This window comes from Streptomyces sp. NPDC053426, assembly GCF_055585405.1.
Genome location: NZ_JBVJKE010000011.1, coordinates 52,901 through 74,115 on the forward strand (window position 1 = coordinate 52,901; position 21,215 = coordinate 74,115).

Below are 21,215 nucleotides of genomic sequence, written 5' to 3' on the forward strand. Positions count from 1 at the left end.
CCGTCCTCCAGGTCACGGTGTGGCCGCTGGTTCCGGTCCCGGCGCTCGCGCCGTTCCGCGCCCCGGTAGGGTTCGCCTCCGGGAAGGGGAAGGTGAGGGGAACCGGATGAGCAGGGATCTCGGCTCTCGTGGGCTCCGCAGGCTCGACACGTGCGTGCTCGTGGTCGCCCTGTCGGTCACGGCGAGCGGCTGTGTGGTGGTGCACGGTGAGCGCGAGGTGCTCCCGGCCACCACCCGCGCCGAAGCCGCCGAGGCGCTCGAGGAGTTCACGGCCGCGTACAACGAGGCCGACAAGGCGTACGACAGTTCCCTGGACGCCGACCACACCACCGGCGCCCTCGCCGACATCGACGGGGCGCGGCTGGAGGCCGGGCGGGCCAACAGCCCGGAGGGCAACGCCTCGCACACGCCGCTGGAGCTGACGGACGCGAAGTTCACCATCCCGAAGAAGGCCGGCTGGCCGCGCTGGTTCCTCGCCGACGCGGCCGGCAACAAGGGCGGCGAGTCGCGCTGGCTGCTGGTGTTCACCCGGAACGGGCTGGACGAGACCTGGGAAGCGGCGTATCTGACACTGGTCGCCCCGGACGACATACCCGAGTTCAAGACCGACACGGACGGGTGGGCCGAGGCCGTACCCGCGAACTCGACGGAACTCGCGGTGCAGCCGGGCGAGTTGAGCAAGGACTACGTCACGTATCTGAAGGGCGGAGGGGACTCCTTCGCCGACGGGCCGCACACCAGCGAGTGGCGGGCGCAGCGCGAGAAGAAGTCGTCGCGGCCGGGGCTGGCCACGCAGTACATCGACGAGCCGATGACGAACGGCGACTACGCGCCGCTGGCGCTGCGCACGGAGGACGGCGGGGCGCTGGTGTTCTTCACCACCCGCCACTTCGAGAAGCAGACCGCGGCGGCCGGGGCGTCGGTGCCGACGCCGAACAAGGACGTGCTGGCGCTGACGACCGGGGAGATACGGCAGTCGCTGACGATGGAGTTCGTCTCCAACGAGGTGGTGCTCGATCCGGCCGGCGACGGTGCGGTGGAGGTGCTGGGGCGGATCCAGGGGCTGACGTCGGCGAAGGGCGAGTAGGTCCCTGACTCGGATCAGTGGCGCAGGGGCCAGGCCGTGGCCGCGTGGTCGGGCTGTTCGACGGCGTGGCGGGCGCAGGAGTCGGTGAGGACCTCCAGCAGGCTCAGCGGGTCCGGGAGCGGATGCTCGGGGCCGCGTACCCAGTGCACCGACCGGCCGTCGTCGCCGGGGAGGCGGGCGGGCGGGACGAGGACGTAGGAGCCGCGGCAGTGCCAGCGCAGGCCGGGGTGCTCGTCCATGGTCTCCGGGTGGCAGTCCAGCTCGCACGGCCACCACTCGTCCTCGTCCTCGGGGGTGCCGCGGGTGAGGGTGAAGAACAGCAGGCGGCCGTCGGTGCTCTCGGCGACGGGGCCGACCTCGATGCCGGCGTCGAGGAGGCGGGTGAGCGCCTCGCGGCCGGCGTCGAGGGGGACGTCGAGGACGTCGTGCACCATGCCGGTGGCGGTGATGAAGTTGGCCTGCGGCTGGTGGCGGGCCCAGCGCTCGATCTGGGCGCGGTCGGTGGTGGACTGCGTCTGCCAGGCGAACGACACCGGGTGCCGGGCGGGGGTGGGACAGCCCACGCGGTCGCAGGAGCAGCCGTATCCGGCGGCGGGGTGGGCGGCGGGCGCGAGCGGCAGTCCCGCTCCGGCGGCGGCGAGCAGCAGGGCCTCACGGCCGCCCTCGTCGGCGGCCTGCTTCGGGCGGCGTCCGCGCAGCCACTGGGAGAGCCTGCCCTGCCGGCCGTTCCGGCCACCGAACTCCGCGCTCATCTATCCCCTCGCCTCGCCGTCGTGCCCAACAGCATGCCCCATGGTCCCACGATCGTGCGCGCCGGGGGGCCGGAGCGCACAATCGGCGCAGGTGGGACGAGGGGGCCCCGAGGGGACGAGGGGTGGTGAAAGGTGCACGCGCGGCGCGGGCGCGTGCACCTTTCCGGGTGTCATCGGGCGGTCTGCGGTGATCCGCGGACCTACCGTGGTCGTCATGGTCACAAGTGTCACGTCGACGGGCCTGGCGGCCGTGGCCTCCGTGGTCGCGCTGACCCTCACGGGTCCTCCGGGGCCGCTGGAGTGGGGCGGCGGGCCGCTGACGGTGGACTCGCTGCCGCGCATCCCGTACGTCGCCCATCGGGGCGGGGCGCGCGAGGTGCCGGAGAACAGCATGTCGGGGCTGATGGCGGCGTTCCGGCGCGGTACGGCGCAGGTGCTGGACTTCGACACGCGGGTGCTGCGGGACGGCACGCCGGTGGTCTTCCACGACGCGACCCTGAACCGCACGACCTTCCTGGGCGGCGAGGTGCGCGGTCTCGACGCCGGGGAGTGGCGGGGCGTGCGGCTGCGTCCGCGCGACCGGCTGCCGGGGAGCTGGCGCTCGGAGCGGCCGCCGACGGTCGCCGAGGTGCTGGACCGGTTCGGCGGGCGGATCGTGCTGATGCTGGAGGCGAAGGATCCGCGCGGGCTCGGCCGGCTGGCCGCGCTGATCCGTGCCCGCGGGCTGACCCGCTCGGTGTTCGTGAACACCAACGACCCCGAGGTCGCCCGCCGCGTCCACCGGCTGGGGCTGCTGACCCAGCTGTGGCGCTCGGCCCGCCAGATGCGCACCGACCGGCCCGGGCGATGGCGCTCCTACGTCGATCTGCTCGACGTCGACGTCAAGGCGCGGGACGCCGATCTGCGGCGCGCGGTGCGTTCCGGCGTCCCCCGGGTGTGGGCCCACACGGTCGTCACCCCGAGCCAGCGCGACCGCGCCCTGGCCCTGGGCTGCAACGGCATCATCACGGACGCGCCGGGGCGGCTGGCCCGGCATCCGGCGCGGGTGCCGGGGAGGGTGAGCGCGGCGCTGGGGCGGTGAGGTCAGCGGGGGGCGATGCCGTTGAGGGCGTAGTCGACGAGGGTGTCGGTGTACTCGTAGCTGATCGGGGCCGTGTACTGGAGCCAGCGCTGGGCGAGGGGGGAGACGAAGAGTTCCAGGGCGATGCGGGGGTCGACGTCGGGGCGGACGTCTCCGGCGTCCTGGGCGGAGCGCAGGCGGTCGACGTAGAGCTGGAGCTGGGGTTCCAGCAGTTTGGCGACGAACTCGCGGCCGAGTTCCTCGTTGACGACGCCCTCGGCGGCGAGGGCGCGGGAGGGGGCCTCGAAGGCGGGGTCGCGCATTTCGTCGACCGTGGCGCGCAGGACCTGCTTGAGGTCGGCGGCGAGGTCACCCGTGTCCGGGAAGGTGTACGGGGCCTGGCCGGCGGCCTCCGCGGCCTGCTCGCCCAGGTCGAGGAAGGCTTCGAGGAGTACGTCCGCCTTCGACGACCACCATCGGTAGATCGTCTGTTTGCCGACGCCGGCCCGGGAGGCGATGCCCTCGATGGTGGTCTTCGGGTAGCCGATCTCGGCCACCAGGGCGAGGGCGGCGTCGTAGATGGCCCGCCGGGAGCGCTCGCTGCGGCGGGTGACGTCAGGGACGGACTGGTTCGCGGACATGGGTCGAATTTATCAGTTGACAAGACGGTGCGTCTCGCCTGACAGTGGAGGTGTTCGAAGGTGAGACGAGACGTCTCGTATCGACGAGGGGAGAGTGTCATGACCCGAGGTGGAGCCGGAAACATGCTGGGCGTCGGCGGCACCCGGCAGCACCTGGGCCGCAAGGCCCTGCGCGGGGGCGGACGCGGGGACCGGATCGGGGGCGGTGTCGACCCCCGGGCCCAGAAGCGGGAACTGCTGCGCAGGCTGCAGGAGCAGCGGGAGGAAGGGGGCGGCGCGGCGCCGGATCAGCCGTCGGCGGGCGGCCAGGAGTCGCCCCAGTCGGTGTCACGGGCCGCCCGGTAGAGGTCGCCGTGGCGTTTGGTGACGGTGGCGCGGCGCAGGGCCGGGTCCTTCTCGCACAGGTCGAGGAGGACCTGGCCCTTGCGGATCTGCGGCTTGCGTACGACGCGGGCGGGGGCCGGGGCCGGCGTGACCGGGGGCCGGGTGGCGGCGACGTAGCTGAACTTCTCGTCCTCGTAGGCGAGGGAACCGCCCTTGATCTGGCGGTGCAGGGAGGAACGGCTGACCCGCGCGGAGAAGTGGCACCAGTCCGTGCCGGGGGCGATGGGGCAGGCGGCGCTGTGCGGGCAGGGGGCGGCGACGTGGAAGCCGGCGGAGATCAGGCGGTCGCGGGCCTCGATGACGCGGGCGTAGCCGTCGGGGGTGCCGGGTTCGACGATCACGACGGCCCGCGCGGCGGTGGCGGCGGCGTCGACGAGGGCGGCGCGGTCGGGGGCGGTGAGCTCGTTGAGGACGTAGGAGACGGTGACGAGATCGGTGCTCTCGATGGTGAGCGCTGATCCGATACGAGAGCGGTGCCAGCGGGTGGCGCGCAGGGCGGGGTTGGCGGCGGCGAGTTCCCGGCCGAGGGCGAGGGCGGGCTCGGCCCAGTCGAGGACGGTCACGGGGCGCTCCCCGTCCCAGGTCGCGCTCACCGCCCAGGCCGCCGCGCCGGTGCCGCCGCCGACGTCCACGTGGTCGCCGGGCACCCACCCGGGCACGGCGTCCGCGAACGCCTCCAGCGCGGACCGCACCGCCTCGAACGTCGCGGGCATCCGGTAGGCGGCGTACGCGGCCACATCGGCCCGGTCCCGCAGGATCGGCGCCTCGGTCGGGGTCGCGCCCCGGTAATTGGCGATCAGCCGCTCGACGGCCTGCGCGGCCTGCCGCGCCGGAATCCCGTCGAGCAGCCCGGCGAGGGCGGTGCGCAGGGTGTCGGCGGTGGGCAGGGAGGAGGCGGGGGCGTTCACCCGGAGATTCTACGGCGCCCGACTCGAACCTCGGCCCGGCCGGTGGGGGCGGGCGCCCCATGCCTGCGGCGCGGCGCTCGCTCCGGCGGGGGGATGCCTGCGGCGCCGCTGCGGCTCCCCGCGGTCCGCGGTCAGCCGCGCCGCCATCCCGCGTTCCCGCGGGCAGTCGTGCCGCTGGGGCGGCACGGGTGGGCGCGACGGCACCCCGTAAGCGCCGGGCTGCGCAGACACCCTCCGGCCCACAAGCACCGGGCCCCGCGAACACCGGACCCCGTCCAATAAGAGGGGCTCCTCACCTCCCCCGTACCGCCCGAGCCACCCGCGTCCCCGCCTCCGCCCTCGGCCCGCTGTCCGGCGGCACCGGACGCCGGGGGTGGACCGTGTTCGCCAGCAAAATCACGTACGTGTCCGTGACACGGTCGAGGACGAGGGACGTACCCGTGAAACCCGTGTGGCCCGCGGCCCCCCGCCCCGCCAGCTCCCCCATGAACCACGGCTGGTCCAGGGCGAAGCCCAGGCCGGGCGGTGTGAACAGCAGATCCACGTAGTCGGGACCGAGGATGCGGGCGGGACCGTACGAACCGCCCGCCAGCAGCGTGCGGCAGAAGACCGCCAGGTCCCCGGCCGTGGAGAACAGCCCCGCGTGGCCCGCCACCCCGCCCAGCGCCCACGCGTTCTCGTCGTGTACCTCGCCCCGCAGCATCCCCCGGTCCGCCTTGGCCCACGGCCGCCGCTGGTCCTCCGTCGCCGCCGCGGACGGGCACGGCCCGAAGCCGGTCGCGGTCATGCCCAGCGGCCGGGTGATGCCATCACGCACGAGGACGTCGAGCGCGCGGCCGGTGACGCGTTCCAGGACGTGCTGGAGCAGCAGCATGTTGAGGTCGGAGTAGCAGTACGTGCCGGGCACCCCGACGGGCCGCTCCGCGCGCAGCAGCGCCAGCCTCTCCGCGTCGTCGGCGCAGTCGTACAGCGGGAGTTCGGGGCGCAGCCCGGAGGTGTGGGTGAGCAGCTGGCGGACGGTGATCCCGTGGCGCGCCGCCGCCGTGAAGTCCGGCAGATACGCGCCCACGCGCGCGTCGATGCCCAGCGTGCGCCGCTCGATCTGCTGCACCGCCGCCACCGAGGTGAACAGTTTGGTCAGGGACGCCAGGTCGAAGGGGGTGTCCACGGTCATGGGGACGCGTTCGGCCGGCGGCAGTTCGACGGGGGTGTCCGTCTCCTCGCCGTACGCCGCGTAGCGCACCGCCCAGCCCGCCGCCTCCTCCAGGGCGAGCACCGGGCCGCGTCCGACGACCAGGACGGCGCCCGCCGCCCAGGGGCGCTCCCCGCTGGTCCGGGCGTGGATCTCCCGGACCAGGTGACGGAGTTCCGGTGCGTCGAGCCCGGCCCGTTCCGGTGTGCCGTGGCGCAGTCTGGGCGCGCTCAGATGCCCCCGCCCTTCGCGCCGGCCCACCCGCTGCGCGGACGGCACATCCCCAGGAAGCAGACCAGCGCCACGAGGGCGGCGACCAGCTGGACGACGGCCATCGGGACGGCGGTGTCCTCCCCGGCGACCCCGACCAGCGGGGAGGCGATCGCGCCGATGAGGAAGGACGTCGTGCCGAGCAGCGCCGACGCGGAGCCGGCGGCGTGCTTGGTGCGCATCAGGGCGAGCGTCTGCGTGCTCGGCAGGGCGATGCCCATCGCGGACATCAGCACGAACAGCGCGGCGGCCACGGGCACAAGGCCGACCTCGCCGAACGTGCCCAGCGACATCAGCAGCAGCGCGACCGCCGCGACGACCACGACGACGAGCCCCAGGCCGAGCACCTTGTCCAGCCGGACCCGGCCGACCAGGATCTTGCCGTTGACCTGTCCCATGATCACCAGCCCGATCGAGTTGAGCCCGAACAGCAGGCTGAACGTCTGCGGGGAGGCGCCGTAGATCTCCTGGACGACGAACGGGGAGGCGGCGACGTACGCGAAGAGGGACGCGAAGGCGAAGCCGCCGGTGAGCATGTAGCCGGTGAACGCGCGGTCGGTGAGCAGCCGGCGCATCGAGCCGAACGTCTCGCCGACGCCTCCGCCGTGCCGGTCGGCGGGGGCCAGCGTCTCCGGCAGCTTCGCCCAGACGACGGCCGTCAGCAGCGCCCCGACGACGGTCAGGACGACGAACACGCCCCGCCAGTCCGTCACCCGCAGGATCTGCCCGCCGATGAGCGGCGCCACGATCGGCGCGACCCCGGAGATCAGCATGAGGGTCGAGAAGAAGCGGGCCATGGCCACACCGTCGTACAGGTCACGGGCGACCGCCCGCGCGATGACGATGCCGGCCGCGCCCGCGAGGCCCTGCGCCAGCCGGAAGGCGACGAGGAGTTCGACGGTCGGTGCGAAGGCGCACAGCGCGGTGGCGACGACGTAGACCGCGAGGCCGATGAGCAGCGGCCGGCGGCGGCCCCACCGGTCGCTCATCGGGCCGACCACGAGCTGCCCGAGCGCCATGCCGGCCAGGCAGGCGGTGAGCGTGAGCTGGACGGTGGCGGCGGGCGCGTGCAGGGACTGGGTGACCTCCGGCAGGGCGGGGAGGTACATGTCCATCGCCAGGGGTGGCGTGGCGGTCAGGCCGCCGAGTACGAGCGTGACCAGCAGGCTGGTACGGCGGCCGGTGGCCGCGGTCGCGGCCGTGGTCGCGCGGAGCGCCGCCTCGGCCGCCGTCAGGTCCGGGACGGCGGTCCCCCGGGCCGGGTCCGGTGCCCTGTTCTGTGTCGATTCCGGTGTCGGGTTCGTTGCCGGGTCCGCTGTCGGGTTCGCTGCCGGGTTCGCTGCCGGGTTCGATATGGACGCCCCACCCTCGGGCATGTGGCCCCTCCCTTTCCATGCCATCGGCTCCCTATGCTCTCAGCTCGTACGGAGTGCTCGGCGTCAACGGCGATGTCATGGGAGCGCTTCCATCGACATTCGTTCACTATGTGACGAACGACACGAGCAGGGTGGGACACATGGCAGAGCAGAAGGTGCGCTGGGGCGTTCTGGCGACCGGGGGGATGGCCGCGACGTTCACGGCGGATCTCGTGGACATGCCGGACGCGGAGGTCGTGGCGGTGGCGTCGCGGTCGGCGGAGCCGGCGAAGGCGTTCGCCGAGCGGTTCGGGATACCGCGGGCGTACGGCGACTGGGAGTCGCTGGCGCACGACGAGGAGATCGACGTCGTCTACGTCGCCACTCCGCACTCGGCGCACCGCGCGGCGGCCGGGCTGATGCTGGAGTCGGGGCGGAACGTGCTGTGCGAGAAGCCGTTCACGCTGAACGTGCGGGAGGCGGAGGAGCTGGTCGCGCTGGCGCGGGACGGCGGGCGCTTCCTGATGGAGGCCATGTGGATGTACTGCCACCCCATGGTGCGGCGGCTGAAGGCGCTGGTCGACGACGGCGCGATCGGCGAGGTGCGCCATGTGCAGGCGGACTTCGGTCTGGCGGGGCCGTTCCCGGCGTCGCACCGGCTGCGGGACCCGGCGCTGGGCGGGGGCGCGCTGCTGGACCTGGGGGTGTACCCGGTGTCGTTCACTCAGCTGCTGCTCGGGGAGCCGTCGGACATCACGGCGCGAGCGGTGCTCTCGGAGGAGAGCGTCGATCTCCAGACGGGAGCACTGCTCTCGTGGGAGAGCGGCGCTCTCGCTTCGGTGCACTGCTCCATCGTGGGCGGTACGGCCACCTCCGCATCGATCACCGGTTCGCAGGGCCGCATCGACGTCCCGTACGGCTTCTTCTTCCCGGAACGCTTCGTACTGCACCGGGACGGCCGTGATCCCGAGGAGTTCACGGCCGACCCGGCCGACGGCCCCCGCGCCAGCCTCAAGCACGAGGCCGCCGAGGTGATGCGGGCCCTGCGGGCCGGCGAGACCGAGTCGTCGCTGGTCCCGCTCGACGGCACCCTCGCCGTGATGCGGACGCTCGACACGATCCGGGACCGCGTCGGCGTCCGCTACCCCGGCGAGACCCGCTGAGCGACACCCCCGGCAGCCGGGGTCCGGGCAGGTCGCCCGGACCCCGGCTCCCTCCCCTACGCTCCGGCCTCATGACTTCCAGGCAGCAGAGGGACGGACGGACGAGGATCGCCGTGGTCACCGGGGCGGGCTCCGGCATCGGGCGCGCGGTGGCGGTGGAGTTGGTGCGCGGGGGGTGGTCGGTGGCGCTGGCGGGGCGCCGCGAGGGGGCGCTGGAGGAGACTGCGGCGCTGGCGGCGCGGGAGGCCGCCGGGAGCGGGCCGGGCGGCGAGCCGGGCGGCGAGCCGCTGGTCGTACGGACGGACGTGTCGCGCCCGCAGGACGTGAACGCCCTGTTCGCGGCCACCGTCGAACGCTTCGGCCGGGTGGACCTGCTGTTCAACAACGCGGGGACGTTCGGCCCCGGCGGGGTGCCGGTGGAGGAACTGCCGTACGAGGCCTGGCGGCACGTGGTGGACACCAACCTCAACGGGGCGTTCCTGTGCGCGCAGGCGGCGTACCGGCGGATGAAGGAGCAGGACCCGCAGGGCGGCCGGATCATCAACAACGGCTCGATCTCCGCGCACGTGCCGCGCCCCCTCTCCGTCGCCTACACCGCGACCAAGCACGCGCTGACCGGCCTCACCAAGTCGCTGTCGCTGGACGGGCGTCCGTACCGGATCGCGGTGGGCCAGATCGACATCGGCAACGCGGCGACCGACATGACGGAGCGCATGGAGACCGGGGCGCTCCAGGCGAACGGGGAGACCGCCCCGGAACCGGTGATGGACGTCGGGGACGTGGCCCGTACGGTGCGGCACATGGCGGAGCTGCCGCTGGAGGCGAACGTGCAGTTCGCGACCGTACTGGCGACGACGATGCCGTACGTGGGCCGGGGCTGAGGGCGATCGGTCAGCGGACCCTGCACAAACGGAATTTGCGGGTCCGCACCATTGCGACCGGTCACGGACTTATGCTCAACTCCCCTACACCAAAGCTTCACACTTGGAGCGGACAGCTTCCGCAGGCCATCTCCAAGGGGGGAGGCGGCAGCCGTTCCACGCCACCGGGTTGGGGGTGGACCCGCGCGGGACCGCGGGTGCGCGCCGGTGGGTGGAACGGCTGCCGCGTGAAACCGGCCGGCAGTCTTCCCCTAACGGCCGAGGATCCGCTCGACCTCGGCCATCTGCTCGCCGTTCAGCGCCCCCTTCCCCAGCGCTCCCGCGTTCTCCTCCACCTGGGCGACCGACCGGAAACCGGGGATCGGCACCGTGCGCGGGCTCCGGGCCCACAGCCAGGCGAGGGCGCCCTGGGCGAGGGTGCGGCCGTCCCCGGTGAGTACGTCCCGGAGCGCTTCGACGCGCGCGAGCCACTCCGGGTCGGCGCCGGACCCGGCACCGAAACCCCGCAGCCAGGCGGGCGGGCGGCTGCGGATGTCCCCTTCCTGAAGCGGCTGCCGCCCGGCGTGCTTCCCGGTGAGCAGGCCCATGGCGAGCGGACTGCGGTTGACGGAGGCGAGGTCCGCCTCCTCGCACAGCCGCAGCATCTCGGGCGCGTCCGTGAGTACGTTGAGCGCGTGCTGTACGGCGGTGCAGTGCGGCCCCTTCGCGAACACGGCGGCGCGGGCCGGGTCGTCGGTGCTCCAGGCGTAGGCCCGGATCAGTCCCCGCGCCACCAGTTCCTCGCAGGCATCCCGCAGTCGGGCGGCCCGCTCGGAGTCCGCGTCGGCGAGGTGGAGCTGGTACAGGTCGATGCGGTCGGTGCCGAGACGGCGCAACGAAGCGGTCAGTGCGCGGCGGAGGTGCTCCGGGGAGTCGTCGCCGCCGGTGAGAGTACGGGAGTCCGGGTCGAAGACGTTGCCCCACTTGGTGGCGACGACGACCTCGTCCCGGCGCCGCCCGAGGGCCCGCCCGAGGACGTACTCGCTGTGTCCCGTTCCGTAGACGTCGGCGGTGTCGAAGAAGGTGACGCCCAGGTCGAGTGCGCGCCGGATCGCCCGCGTCGACTCCTCGTCGTCGACCTTGCCCCACCCCAGGGGCTGTCCGGTGGCGTCCTGCCACTCACCGCCGATCGCCCAGCAGCCGAACCCGACGGCGCTGACCTCGATACCGCTGCGTCCCAGTGTCCGTGTTCTCTCCATGCCCGAGAACGCTAGGAGTTGGAGCGCACGCGAGGACAAGCCGGCACTCGGCGCCGGTGCCTGTCAGTGCCGTGTGCCAGGCTCAGCGCTCATGAGCGACCACCTGGCCCCGCCCCCTCCCCCGCCCTCCGATCTCTGGGACTCCATCGACGACCTGTGCGGCTGGCTGGACGCGAACCGTCCGGCCGACGGCCGGGAGGGTCTGCTGCTGCGGATCATCAAACTGTCCGAGGAGGTCGGCGAGGTCGCCGAGGCGGTGATCGGGGCGACCGGCCAGAACCCGCGCAAGGGCACCACGCACACCTGGGACGACGTCCGGTCGGAGCTGTGCGACGTCGCCGTCACGGCGCTGGTGGCCCTGCGCACCCTCACCCCCGACGCCCGCGAGGTCTTCACCGGCCATCTGGAGCGGGTCAGGCACCGCTCACTGGGCGCCTGACGCGGGCGGCCCGGTGGGCCGGTGGGCCGGCCCAGCAGATCCCGGCGGTGCGGCCGGCGCCGGGAGCGCCGGCCCTCGGCGGGTGACCGGTGCGGCGCGCGCCGCACCGGTCCGCTTCAGCGGGGAACGGCTAGCAGGCCCCGAGGTCCTCCCAGACGCCCCACTCCCCGGTGGTGCCGGGCTCCTCGCCCGTCACCCACCACTTGGCGCGCCAGGTGCGGCCGTCGTGGGAGACGGTGTCCCCGCCGCTGTAGACGTTCGAGGAGCTCCAGACCGGCGCGGCGCAGTCGCCCGGTTCGCCGCCTCCGTCGCCACCGCCGTCGCCACCGCCACTGCCGCCGATGTTGACGTCGATGCAGGCGTAGAAGGCGTTGCCGGTGTCGGCCACGTTCCAGACGGCGAGGACCTTCTGACGGCCGGTGAAGCCGCCGAAGTTCACCTGGTGGGCGACGTCCGCGGGCGGCTGTGCGCCGTTGCCGTCGAACTCGGCGATCTTCGTGTTGCCGATGAAGTACTGCCAGGTGTCGGTGGCGTGCCGGGCGGTGTGGTGCCAGTTGAAGGTGTGGCTCGTGCCGACCGAGGTGACGCGCCAGCCCTTGCTGTCGTCGTCGAGCTCGGCGAACTGGGCGTTGCCGCCACTGCAGCTGCGCAGGCCCTTCGGGCCCTCGACGCTCTGCGGTTCGTACTGGATCTGGCCGCAGTCGACGACACCCTCGGCGCACTGGTCCTGCCGGCTGCCGGGGTCGGTCACCCAGCCGTGGGCATAGGCCGGGCTCGCCGGGAGGCTGACGGCGAACAGAGGGGCGACCAGCGCTCCGACGGCGACCGCCACTCGTCTTTTCGTGCCCATGACATATCCCTTTCCTTCGGTGTACGTCGGTGCCGCCCGCGGGGGCGGCACTGCCGACCGTGCCGTGGACGCCGCCGCACGCGTCCCGCACCTTCGCCCGATCGACGGCCTGACCGAGGCTGGGGTGGATGGAGTAGAGGTCTAGACCTCAGCGACTAGGTCTAGACCATACCGACGGGCGGGGATTGGTCAAGAGTTCACGCAAAAGGAATCGGCGGACAGGGCCGATCGGCCCAGTGACCGCGCCGCACCACACACCGCGACCTAGCGTGATGGTTTGTCACAGTATGCGTTCACCTCGGGAGGCGAAACATGCGGCACATACGCCGCCGCGGTCCGACTCTGGCCCTCATCAGCGGCTTGGCGGCCGGCTCGATGCTGTTGGCCACGAGTCAGGCAGCGGCCACCGAAGACCGGGCCCGGCCGCACCGGCCGGCCGGGCACTCGAAGGAGCAGACGCGTCACGAGACCCACACCGTGGCCGGCGGAAACACCCTGTGGGAGATCGCCGGCGACCATTACGGCGACGGAACGAAGTGGTGGGTCCTCTTCGGGGCCAACGCCAGGACGATCGAGAAGACCGCGCAGGACCACGGGCGCGACGGCAGCGACATCGGCCACTGGATCTTCCCCGAGACCGAGTTGACCGTCCCGGACCCCGCCGCGCTGAAGGCCGGCGAGAAGGCCGTCCGTGCGGCCCTGGAGCGCGTCCTGGCCCAGCATCCGCAGCTGATCGGCAGTTCGCTCTGCCCCGAGGCGGAGGCACCCGAGGGCATCGGCGACTGCCTCCTCGGGCTGCTCGACCAAGTACCCCTGCTGCTGGAACACATCGACTTCCCGGAGGAAGTCTCCAGCGGTGCGCTCCTCGAGCTTTTCGAGCCGCTCGTCACCTGCGTCATGGAGGAGGAGGACCCGGTCGCCTGCCTTGCGGAAGCAACGGAGGCGATTCCGGACCTGCTCACCCAAGGCTGACGGACTTCGTCGGGTCACCTCCGACGAGGTGACCCGACGACCGGACACCGCGCCCGAGCCTGCACCGTGGCCGTTCAGCCGTCGTGACCGGTGGCGTCGCGCAGGGCGTGCAGGAGCACGGGCAGGGACCTGCGGAACTCCCGCACCCAGTACGGCGCGTCGTGCGTGCCGGAGTAGAAGTGCGTCGTCACCGGGGTTCCGACGGACTCCAGGCGCGCGGCCAGGGCACGGGACTCCCGCTCCATGATCGTTTCAGTGGGTGAGATGACGTCGTCGGGGAACGGGTCGGACGGGTCCTCCAGCCCGGGGACCTCCGGGTCGGGCTGCGTGCCCGGCGGGTTGAGCACGCCCGCCCTGCCGTCGCCGCTGGAGAGGTACACGGGGGTGTCGCGCAGCCGGTCGGCCAGGTAGTACGGGTCGTGGGCCTCCCAGTTCACGCGCTGGGCGACCGGGTCTCCCCACAGCGCCTTCCACTCCAGGCCCAGGGCGGTCATCCCGGCCCGGACCGCGTGCGGATGCTGCAGGGGGTGCACGTAACCGCTGTAGCTCGCCACCGCCCGGAACAGCCCGGGGTGGCGCCCGGCGTAGGAGAGCCCGCCGAACCCGCCCTGCGACTCACCCGCGGCCACGCGGCGGGTGCCGGCGCCGTAGTGGCGCTCCAGGAGGGGGCGCACCTCCCGGAGATGGAAGGTCTCCACGGCGGGCGGGCCGCCCCGGCCGTCGTTGTACCAGTCGCTGTAGAAGCCGAACAGCGGCATCTCGGGCATCACCACGAGTACGTCCCGGAGTTCGGGCAGCTCCTGGAGGCGGGCGTCGTAGTCCTCCGTCCAGGCCTTGTGGTTGCCGTCGCCGCCGACCAGGAGGTAGAGCACCGGCCAGCTCCGGTCCGGCCGCCGGACCTCCCAGCCGTCCGGGGTCAGCAGCCGGACCTTCGCGGTGCGCCCCAGGGCGGGCGAGTCGACCGTGAGGTCGACCAGGCGCTCACCGACGTCCTCCTCGGCGACGACCCGGGCACCGTGGTGCGGTGCCGGGGTGCTTGCGTCGGCGTACGTCGCGAAGCCCCCTGCCGGCAGGAGGAGACCCGCGATCACCAGGGGGAGCAGCAGCCGCAGCCGCGACCGCGCAGAGCACCAGAACATCCGACTTTCCCGTCCCGTACGAAGTACCGCCTTTTCCCTGTTTCGCACTGTATGGGCGTGACAGTGATCCTGCGGTGCGCCCCGCCGCCGGACGTGGCGGAGCCCGGGAGTCGTATCCAGCTCCCGGGCCCCTGGGGATGCCACCCAATTGCGCACGCCGGCGGCGTTTAAGAGGACGGATCAGTCATCATGCCGTCGTGTTCTTCCTTTGAACTACCGCGCCGGGCAAGAGGCGCAGGCGAGAGTCGAACTCGCATCCGACGGCGTTCGTCCGTCCCCGGTCGATCCGGCGATCGGCGGCGATGCTGAGACTGGAGCGAGAGTCTGAGATTGACCGCGGCTGCCTCTGCCATGTTGGGCCACCCCGGCCCGGTGTCGGGCTGTTGTGCCGGGGGAAGGACTCGAACCTTCACTGTCACCGCTTCTTCAGGCTGAACTTCAGTGTCAGCTTGCGCTCATCACGCGGACCGGTCCTCATTTCCGGCCCGCGCCGGTAGCGCACCCCCGCGCTCGCACGCGGGGGCGATCGTGGTGGCCACCTCGCCCGGCGTCAGCCGAACAGGTAGCCGAACACCGCGTCGCCGACCCGCCGGTCGGTGACCTCGGCGCCGTTGGCCTCCTCGCGGGCGAACTTCACGGCCTGCTGGAGCTTCTCGACCCGCTCCACCAGTTCGTTCACCCGCCGCGCGGGGAGCGCTCCGGAGAACTTCACGGTGGTCCAGTACCCGATGGGCACGTCCTCGTAGTACACCTCGACCTGCGCCGGGTGCTTCTCGGTCGCCTCCGCCTTGACGTGGTTGCGCGGGACCTTCTTCGTACGGATCGTGCGGACCGGGTCCGTCTTCCACCAGTCCGTGGACGGGTCGTGGGACCAGGACTCGGCGGCGTCGAGGGTGGGCAGCTTCTTGACGAAGGTGTGCAGGTCGGTGAGCTGCTTCTCCAGGAAGAGCAGGTAGCTGACCGGCACATCGGCGACGATCGTCCGTCCGTCGACGGTGACGTCCGCGCGGGCCGTGCAGTTCGCCCAGTCCTTCGTCGCGGTCACGTCGAACAGCCGCGTCAGCGAGGCGGCCATCTCCCGCAGCACGTCCTCGCCCTGCACCTGCACCCGGGTCGACTCGGGCGGCAGCTGCTCGCCCTCCTCGTCCTTCGGCTGGTACGTACGCGAGATACCGGCCAGCAGCGCCGGCTTCTGCACCTTGTGGTGCGCCGCGGTGATGTCCTGGAGCGACTTGCTCTTGACACCCTTCTCGACCGCGATGATCTGGTTCAACTTCGCCATGTCGGGCCCCCCTTCGAACAGGCAGGAACGTATCCCACCGGCTCGAACGCCCGCACTCCCTTTTTGCCCGCGGCTCAGCCGATCCGGTCGGCGGCGAACCCGACGAACGCGGCCCACGCCCGCGAACCGACCGCCAGACCGGGGCGGTTCACGTCCTTCGAGTCCCGTACGCGCACGGTGTGCGGGCAGGGTGCCACCTCGACGCACGCGATCCTGCGCCCCTCCTGAGCATCGAACAGCATGAAGGGCCGGCAAGGCCCGCGTCCTGCTCCCGGCTCAACGGCAAGATCTGGATCTCGACCGTGTGTTTCCGGCCGGCAAGGAGCAGTTGCTCCAACTGCCCACGCAGTACGCCACGCCCTCCGATCGGCCTCGCACTCGACGTCGACGCCAGAGCTCAGTGCACAGAGGAACCGGTGAACGACCACGGTTCACCAGATCGAGTGCCCGGCCTTCCGCGCTCTTCCACTGGTCGCGGTGTCCCGCTCCGGGTTCACGGTGGACCGTCAGGTGGGCGTGGATGTCCCCCGGGCCGGTGGTGAAGACGACCGCGCTGCCGTGCCGGACCGCTGCCAGGGCCACCCAGGCGTCCACCGCGTCCGGCCGTTCCTTCGCCGGCAGGGCCGCTCGCCCCAGGGCGGTGCCGATGCGCCGCCGGTCCGCGAGGTCCGGATCCGTCGCACGGGCCGGACACTCCGGACGGCCCGCTCCCTACGGCGCCGCGAACCGGCTCACCGCCCCCCGCCGGCGAGCCAGGCGGTCGGGTCCGTGTACTGGCCGTCCAGGAGGACCTCGAAGTGGAGGTGCGGGCCGGTGGACAGGCCCGTCGAGCCGACGAACCCGACGGGTTGGCCGGTGGACACGCTCTGGCCGGTGGTCACCTGGAGGGCGGACAGGTGGCTGTAGGTGGTCTCCAGCCGTTTCCCGTCGACCGTGCCGTGGTCGATCACCACGCGGTAGCCGTAGGCCGAGGTCAGGCCGGCGAACTCGACCCGCCCCTCCCATGCCGCGGACACCTGGGCCCCCTGCGGCGCGCCGAAGTCGACGCCCGTGTGGAGTTTGGTGACCCCGGTCAGCGGGTGCGCCCGCGAACCGAACGGCGAGGTGACGGTGAGCGCGGTGACGGGCGGTGCCAGCAGCGCGCCGGCGGCCCGGCCGTTCTCCTGCCCGGGGTTCTGCCGGACCAGGGCGTCGTACCGCGGCAGCCGCTTCTTGACCTCGGCGACGAACGCGCGGGCCGGGTCGGGGACCTTGCCGGCCTTCTCCACCTGGTCGGTTCCCACCGCGTACGCGGCGAGCGTGAGGTCGGCGACGTCGCCGTTGACGGTGCCCTTGGTGCGCAGTGCGGTCATCTTCTCCGCCAGGGAGCAGTCCTGCCGCCCCAGCGCCATGATCGCGTCCACCGCGTCGCGCGGCGAGGACGTGCCGTTGCCGTCGTCGTCCCGGCCCCAGGTCTTCCAGCCGGCGTCCGTGAATCGGGCGATGCCCTGTTCGGAGAGGCTCGCGGTGTCGTCCTGCCACCCGGAGAGCCGGTCGATGTGCGCGGCGAGGAGCGCGGGCGTGACGCCCGTGCAGTCCGCGGTCGCCCTGCGCAGCCAGGGGACGTAGGAACCGTCCACGTTGCCGACGGCCGGCTCCGACCGGCCTGGCGCCTGGTCCTGCGGCAGGGCCGTGTCGAGGGCGCCGGTCAGGGAGAGGAAGGCGAAGACCCCGGTGAGCGTCACCACGCCGGGCAGCACGATCAGGGTGAAGGGGCCGGGGCCGCGGCGGCGGCGCGGCCCCGTGGTGGGCGTCCGCGGTTCGGGCTGTGCCGTGCCGTCGCCCGCGGACCCGCTCCGCGTGGCTTCGTTCCCGGTCGTCCCCGCCACGAGGGGGGACGCCGTGCCTTCCCTGTCCTGGGTCACGTGCCGGGCCGGCTCCAGGAGGGCGCCACGGCGGGGCGTGATGTCGGCGGGGTGTATCGGCTCACGCTCCGACGTTAGCGGGCCCGTGACGCGACGTCACCGGCCGCGAGAACAGGGACGACTGCCCGATGGGGCACTGCCGGTGCCCGGCACGACAGCGCCGGCGGCGCTCGACGGCATCGATTCGCGGCTGCTGGGCGCCCCGCTCCCCCGGGACGCGGGCGCTGCTGCCGCCGGTGATCCGCAGCGACCACCGTGCTCACTAAAGACGTCGATCCGCACACCGGCGCCGAGGAGGCGCGGGACTGGAACTTGCGTACCTGCGAAATTGCGTGAGGAGCCCGGAGGAACGCTTGAGGAACGATGTGCGATCGAGGGGCTACGGGGCGGTGAGCGGTACGAGGATGTCGTCCACGATGGAGAAGAGGTAGTCGTCGGGCACGGTCGGACCCTCGTGCACGACGTGGTGGACGAGCATCGCGGAGCCCACCGTCGCGACGACCGGCGACGCGGCGCCGGGCCGGAGCGTCCCCTCGCGGACTCCCTTGCGCAGCACCTCCAGGATCAGTTCCTGGGACGGATCCATGATCCGTTCGCCGACCACGGCGTGCATCATGCCGCCGGCGGCCTCCGCGGCCTCGCTCCGTACGATCTGGAAGACGGTGCCGTGCGTGAGGGCGATCGCGTCACGCACGCAGCGCAGCAGCCCGAGGAGGTCGTCGCGGACGTCACCGCTCAGCTCGATCGCGGTGGGGTCGGGCAGCACGGCGGCGAGCGCGGCGGTCACCAGCTCGTCCCGGTTGGCCCATCGGCGATACAGCGCGGCCTTGCCGGTGCCCGCTTCCGCGGCGACGCCTTCCATGGTGAGGCCGACGTATCCGACCGTCCGCAGCTGCTCGATGGTCGCGTCGAGAATCGCCTTCTCCAGGACCTTTCCGCGCCGACGGGTCCCCGTGACCCCCGCCGGGGAACGGCCGTTGGCAGCCGCCATGCCTCAACTCCTCCGAACCGGACGGGGAAACTCCCTTGCGAGCCGAGCCCACCCCTCCCATAGAAAACGCGAACGTACACTATTTTTCCATGGTCCTCGAATCATCACCCCGGGGAGGGGACCGTGTCCACCACATCGGGTGGCACTGCCCGGCGGGCGGGTCGGTGACACCCTCTGAAGCGTGTTGCACAAGGCTGCGTTCGGGCAGGTCAGGGCGGGTGGAGACAGTCCTCTGGTCATGATGCGAGGGCGAGGTGAAGAGCCTCACCGCAGCCAAGTTCGCCTTGGCGCACCACGTCACCGGAGTCCGGCTGACACGTCGGCTCCTGGAGACGGCGGAGTTCACCCGCGGGTTGGTGACAAAGAGACCCGCCACTTCCTGGCTGCGGGCCTGAGGCCCCGGCAGAGCGGCGGCCCGCTCGGTCACGCGCACCCGCCCGCAGGCCGGCCGTGGAGCTCCGGCGATCGAGACCCGACCGCGCGTGCCCGCGCGGCACCCGGTCACGGGGCCAGTGTGGCCGCCCACCGCGTGAAGATCTCGGCGTACCGCGCCGGGTCGGACTGGTGCATCATGTGTGACGCGTCCGGCACCGACTCGTAGTCGACCTTCACCCCTGCCGATTCCATCAACCGCCGGGCCCGCACGGCCTGTTCGTCGGAGAGTGCCCCGAGCAGGTTCCCGGTCTCCAGGTCGGTGCCGCGCAGGTGGTGCGTGAGGAGCACCGGCGTGTTGACCCGGCTCAGCATGCGCTCGTGCGGGCAGTTCAGCCCGACGGTTCCCTCGTAGAAGGCCCGGGCCCATTCCGGGTCGTACTCCTTCAGGTGCTGCGGGATCGCGTCGGCCACGAAGGACCGTGCCATCGGCGACGCCGAGGCGCCGGCCGCGCGGCAGAACCCCTCCCAGTCACCCACGCTCCACTGGTCGCCGAGATACGTGCGGAACAGCTCGAACACCGGGCCCGCCCCCTGCCGGACCGAGTGACCGTGTGCGGGGACGAGTTCGGACGCGAAGAACGGCGGGTCCTCGCACAGGACGCCGCGGAGCTGACCGGGCATGGAGTACGCCGACAGCCACGCCGCGAGGACGCCGCCGGAGGAGTTGCCCGCGACGACGACGGGCCGCTTCACCACCAGGGCGATGAACCGGACCAGGTCGTTGCCGAAGTTGTCGAGGCTGTACCGCTTCGGGGTCCAACTGCTGCGTCCCTGGCCCCGCAGGTCGACGGCGTAGACGTGGAAGTGCTCCGCGAGGAGGCCCATCGCCTCCTCGTACGACCACCAGGATCCCGTCTGCTCGGGGATCAGCAGCACGGCGGGCCGGTCCGGGTCACCGGCCTCGGCGTAGTTCATGGTGATCTCGCCGAGATCGACCTGCTGTTCGGGGTAGGCGTGCGGGACGTGGACGTCGCGCAGCGCGGGGCTGGTCACCATTGTGGTCTCCTCGGTCTGTGCTGCCCGTCGTTACGGGCGGACGGCGCTTCCCGCGGCCCGGCGCCGGTGGTCGGAGCCGACGCCCGCCGTCACCGGGTGGGCACGTCACGGAGCTATTATTCGAACCGTGGCAGCCGACGCGCACCGACGATTCCGATGAGTGGAACACCGGTACAAGTCCCGCGCTCGGGCAGGCCGTTGCGCGGTGAGCCGGTCCTGGAGCGGGCCTTCCGGGTCCTGGGTGCCTTCACCGAGGCGGGCGAGGGCCTGGCACTCCACACGCTCGCGGCCCGGGCGGGCCTTCCGAAGAGCACCACGTCCCGGATCGCGGCCCAGTTGACGGATGTGGGAGCCCTCGAACGCCTCGACAACGGCGACTTCGTCGTCGGCCTGCAACTGCTCGAGATCGCCTCGCTGGCACCCCGCGGCCACGGACTGCGCGCCGCCGCGCTGCCGTTCATGGAGGACCTGCACCGGGTCACCGGCCAGCACATCCTCCTCGCCGTGCGCGACGGGGACGAGGCCGTTCTGGTCGAGCGGCTGTCCGCACGGGGCGCGGCGGCGGTCAAGTACCGGGTCGGCGGTCGCCTCCCCCTCATCGGGACCGGCATCGGCATCGCCCTGCTGGCGCACGCCCCCGGGCGCATACGGAAGGAAGCGCTGGCCGGCGCGGACGACGCGGCCTGCGTCCGCCGGCTCCTGGCCACCGTACGCACGGACGGCGTCTGCGCCATGACGGTGCCCAACCCACTGCGCTCCGGGCCCACCGCCATGTCGACCGTCGCCGCCCCGATCCTGAACCGCCGCGGCGACGCACTGGGCGCGTTGTCGTTGGTCGCGCCCGATGAGGGCGGGCCCCGTACCGCGGCCGTGACGGCGCTGCGCAGGGCGAGTCTGGCGATCTCCCGGGCCGCGGGGCTGTGAAACCACGCCTGCGCCGGGCAGCAGACCGGCGCCTCAGGGCTCGACGAACTTGTCGGCCAGTCCCCGGTCCAGGTAGTCGTCCGGCAGATCCTGGATGATCAGTTCGGCTTCGGCGCGTCCGGTGTGCAGCCGCCAGTAGGCGTCGGCGATCATCCGCGGCTGGGAGTCGTGGCCGCCTTGGCCGATGTAGGCGGCGATCGCCACGTGTGCGGCGCGAACGCCTTCAGCGTCTTCGCACACGAGTGGCGGAGCAGGATGGGCGAGACCTTCGCCCTGGCGCCCTTCCGCCGGACGACCATGTCCGGGTTCTCGGCGAAGGCTGTCCGGATTGCTGCCGCCTCCGTGATCCCGA

At 72.4% G+C, this 21,215-nt stretch carries 24 protein-coding genes and 1 pseudogene; 10 read left to right on the forward strand and 15 right to left on the reverse strand.

Annotated features, from left to right (window positions below; all coding sequences use genetic code 11):
- Nucleotides 1-2: 2 nt before the first annotated feature.
- Together ACZ62B_RS22515 and ACZ62B_RS22520 are read left to right on the forward strand one after the other, a co-directional pair.
- Nucleotides 3-210: pseudogene (locus ACZ62B_RS22515) on the forward strand (hypothetical protein); the annotation flags it as partial.
- Nucleotides 161-1,087: an SCO2278 family lipoprotein gene (locus tag ACZ62B_RS22520; RefSeq protein WP_468724356.1), complete on the forward strand. Its 927-nt coding sequence runs from the start codon at nt 161-163 to the stop codon at nt 1,085-1,087. The pseudogene ACZ62B_RS22515 and the gene ACZ62B_RS22520, both read left to right, overlap by 50 nt.
- A gap of 14 nt (nt 1,088-1,101) precedes the next feature.
- Here ACZ62B_RS22520 and ACZ62B_RS22525 read toward each other — a convergent pair whose 3' ends face one another.
- Nucleotides 1,102-1,839 (reverse strand): bifunctional DNA primase/polymerase, encoded by a 738-nt coding sequence (locus tag ACZ62B_RS22525; protein ID WP_344564971.1) that lies wholly within the window; start codon nt 1,837-1,839, stop codon nt 1,102-1,104.
- Nucleotides 1,840-2,053: 214 nt separating this feature from the next.
- On the opposite strand from ACZ62B_RS22525, the gene ACZ62B_RS22530 reads away from it, so the two are divergent.
- Nucleotides 2,054-2,920, forward strand: a complete 867-nt coding sequence (locus ACZ62B_RS22530; RefSeq protein WP_344564970.1) for a glycerophosphodiester phosphodiesterase — start codon at nt 2,054-2,056, stop codon at nt 2,918-2,920.
- A 2-nt stretch (nt 2,921-2,922) separates the two neighbouring features.
- On the opposite strand, the gene ACZ62B_RS22535 is transcribed toward ACZ62B_RS22530, so the two are convergent.
- Complete coding sequence (locus ACZ62B_RS22535; protein ID WP_344564968.1) at nt 2,923-3,540, reverse strand: TetR/AcrR family transcriptional regulator; 618 nt, start codon at nt 3,538-3,540, stop codon at nt 2,923-2,925.
- Between the two features lie 99 nt (nt 3,541-3,639).
- Here ACZ62B_RS22535 and ACZ62B_RS22540 point away from each other — a divergent pair, with 99 nt between their 5' ends.
- Entirely contained in the window at nt 3,640-3,885 is a 246-nt protein-coding gene (locus ACZ62B_RS22540; RefSeq protein ID WP_344564966.1) for a DUF6243 family protein, read from the forward strand.
- On the opposite strand, the gene ACZ62B_RS22545 is transcribed toward ACZ62B_RS22540, so the two are convergent.
- The 3 genes from ACZ62B_RS22545 to ACZ62B_RS22555 form a co-directional block, all read right to left on the reverse strand.
- Nucleotides 3,828-4,832: a small ribosomal subunit Rsm22 family protein gene (locus ACZ62B_RS22545; RefSeq protein ID WP_344564964.1), complete on the reverse strand. Its 1,005-nt coding sequence runs from the start codon at nt 4,830-4,832 to the stop codon at nt 3,828-3,830. The two genes, ACZ62B_RS22540 and ACZ62B_RS22545, sit on opposite strands and share 58 nt — an antisense overlap.
- A 292-nt stretch (nt 4,833-5,124) precedes the next feature.
- A complete protein-coding gene (locus tag ACZ62B_RS22550; protein ID WP_469691845.1) occupies nt 5,125-6,303 on the reverse strand; it encodes a serine hydrolase domain-containing protein in 1,179 nt (392 codons plus the stop codon).
- A complete protein-coding gene (locus ACZ62B_RS22555; protein ID WP_469691847.1) occupies nt 6,255-7,670 on the reverse strand; it encodes a multidrug effflux MFS transporter in 1,416 nt (471 codons plus the stop codon). The genes ACZ62B_RS22550 and ACZ62B_RS22555 overlap by 49 nt, the downstream gene beginning before the upstream one ends.
- A gap of 140 nt (nt 7,671-7,810) precedes the next feature.
- On the opposite strand from ACZ62B_RS22555, the gene ACZ62B_RS22560 reads away from it, so the two are divergent.
- The gene (locus tag ACZ62B_RS22560) at nt 7,811-8,812 is read left to right on the forward strand and encodes a Gfo/Idh/MocA family protein (protein WP_344564958.1); all 1,002 of its coding nucleotides are present in this window, start codon (nt 7,811-7,813) and stop codon (nt 8,810-8,812) included.
- Nucleotides 8,813-8,883: 71 nt separating this feature from the next.
- Nucleotides 8,884-9,693 carry an SDR family oxidoreductase gene (locus ACZ62B_RS22565; protein WP_469691848.1) on the forward strand — a complete coding sequence of 270 codons (810 nt, stop codon included), beginning with the start codon at nt 8,884-8,886 and terminating at the stop codon, nt 9,691-9,693.
- 251 nt (nt 9,694-9,944) lie between these two features.
- Here ACZ62B_RS22565 and ACZ62B_RS22570 read toward each other — a convergent pair whose 3' ends face one another.
- Nucleotides 9,945-10,931 carry an aldo/keto reductase gene (locus tag ACZ62B_RS22570; RefSeq protein ID WP_468890415.1) on the reverse strand — a complete coding sequence of 329 codons (987 nt, stop codon included), beginning with the start codon at nt 10,929-10,931 and terminating at the stop codon, nt 9,945-9,947.
- Nucleotides 10,932-11,022: 91 nt separating this feature from the next.
- Between ACZ62B_RS22570 and ACZ62B_RS22575 the strand changes: the two genes are divergently transcribed.
- Complete coding sequence (locus ACZ62B_RS22575; RefSeq protein ID WP_344564952.1) at nt 11,023-11,370, forward strand: MazG-like family protein; 348 nt, start codon at nt 11,023-11,025, stop codon at nt 11,368-11,370.
- 130 nt (nt 11,371-11,500) lie between these two features.
- On the opposite strand, the gene ACZ62B_RS22580 is transcribed toward ACZ62B_RS22575, so the two are convergent.
- Complete coding sequence (locus ACZ62B_RS22580; RefSeq protein WP_344564951.1) at nt 11,501-12,220, reverse strand: lytic polysaccharide monooxygenase; 720 nt, start codon at nt 12,218-12,220, stop codon at nt 11,501-11,503.
- Between the two features lie 312 nt (nt 12,221-12,532).
- Here ACZ62B_RS22580 and ACZ62B_RS22585 point away from each other — a divergent pair, with 312 nt between their 5' ends.
- Complete coding sequence (locus tag ACZ62B_RS22585) at nt 12,533-13,192, forward strand: LysM peptidoglycan-binding domain-containing protein (RefSeq protein ID WP_468890413.1); 660 nt, start codon at nt 12,533-12,535, stop codon at nt 13,190-13,192.
- Nucleotides 13,193-13,266: 74 nt separating this feature from the next.
- On the opposite strand, the gene ACZ62B_RS22590 is transcribed toward ACZ62B_RS22585, so the two are convergent.
- The 6 genes from ACZ62B_RS22590 to ACZ62B_RS22615 form a co-directional block, all read right to left on the reverse strand.
- Nucleotides 13,267-14,331, reverse strand: a complete 1,065-nt coding sequence (locus ACZ62B_RS22590; RefSeq protein ID WP_344564947.1) for an alpha/beta hydrolase — start codon at nt 14,329-14,331, stop codon at nt 13,267-13,269.
- A gap of 550 nt (nt 14,332-14,881) precedes the next feature.
- Nucleotides 14,882-15,613, reverse strand: coding sequence for a DUF7873 family protein (locus ACZ62B_RS22595; protein WP_344564945.1), 732 nt, complete (start codon nt 15,611-15,613; stop codon nt 14,882-14,884).
- 74 nt (nt 15,614-15,687) lie between these two features.
- Nucleotides 15,688-15,810 (reverse strand): DUF397 domain-containing protein, encoded by a 123-nt coding sequence (locus tag ACZ62B_RS22600; protein WP_382053728.1) that lies wholly within the window; start codon nt 15,808-15,810, stop codon nt 15,688-15,690.
- Nucleotides 15,762-15,950: a hypothetical protein gene (locus tag ACZ62B_RS22605; protein ID WP_344564943.1), complete on the reverse strand. Its 189-nt coding sequence runs from the start codon at nt 15,948-15,950 to the stop codon at nt 15,762-15,764. The genes ACZ62B_RS22600 and ACZ62B_RS22605 overlap by 49 nt, the downstream gene beginning before the upstream one ends.
- Nucleotides 15,951-16,344: 394 nt before the next feature.
- Complete coding sequence (locus ACZ62B_RS22610; protein ID WP_469691852.1) at nt 16,345-17,517, reverse strand: M23 family metallopeptidase; 1,173 nt, start codon at nt 17,515-17,517, stop codon at nt 16,345-16,347.
- Between the two features lie 379 nt (nt 17,518-17,896).
- A complete protein-coding gene (locus ACZ62B_RS22615) occupies nt 17,897-18,508 on the reverse strand; it encodes a TetR/AcrR family transcriptional regulator (RefSeq protein WP_468724304.1) in 612 nt (203 codons plus the stop codon).
- Between the two features lie 254 nt (nt 18,509-18,762).
- Here ACZ62B_RS22615 and ACZ62B_RS22620 point away from each other — a divergent pair, with 254 nt between their 5' ends.
- Nucleotides 18,763-18,903 carry a DUF6461 domain-containing protein gene (locus ACZ62B_RS22620; RefSeq protein ID WP_469691854.1) on the forward strand — a complete coding sequence of 47 codons (141 nt, stop codon included), beginning with the start codon at nt 18,763-18,765 and terminating at the stop codon, nt 18,901-18,903.
- 106 nt (nt 18,904-19,009) lie between these two features.
- On the opposite strand, the gene ACZ62B_RS22625 is transcribed toward ACZ62B_RS22620, so the two are convergent.
- Nucleotides 19,010-19,939: an alpha/beta fold hydrolase gene (locus ACZ62B_RS22625; RefSeq protein WP_469691856.1), complete on the reverse strand. Its 930-nt coding sequence runs from the start codon at nt 19,937-19,939 to the stop codon at nt 19,010-19,012.
- A gap of 156 nt (nt 19,940-20,095) precedes the next feature.
- Here ACZ62B_RS22625 and ACZ62B_RS22630 point away from each other — a divergent pair, with 156 nt between their 5' ends.
- Nucleotides 20,096-20,863 carry an IclR family transcriptional regulator gene (locus tag ACZ62B_RS22630; protein ID WP_344564931.1) on the forward strand — a complete coding sequence of 256 codons (768 nt, stop codon included), beginning with the start codon at nt 20,096-20,098 and terminating at the stop codon, nt 20,861-20,863.
- A 33-nt stretch (nt 20,864-20,896) separates the two neighbouring features.
- Here the strand turns inward: ACZ62B_RS22630 and ACZ62B_RS22635 are convergent, their stop codons facing one another.
- Nucleotides 20,897-21,067 carry a hypothetical protein gene (locus ACZ62B_RS22635; protein ID WP_344564929.1) on the reverse strand — a complete coding sequence of 57 codons (171 nt, stop codon included), beginning with the start codon at nt 21,065-21,067 and terminating at the stop codon, nt 20,897-20,899.
- Between the last annotated feature and the right edge of the window lie 148 nt (nt 21,068-21,215).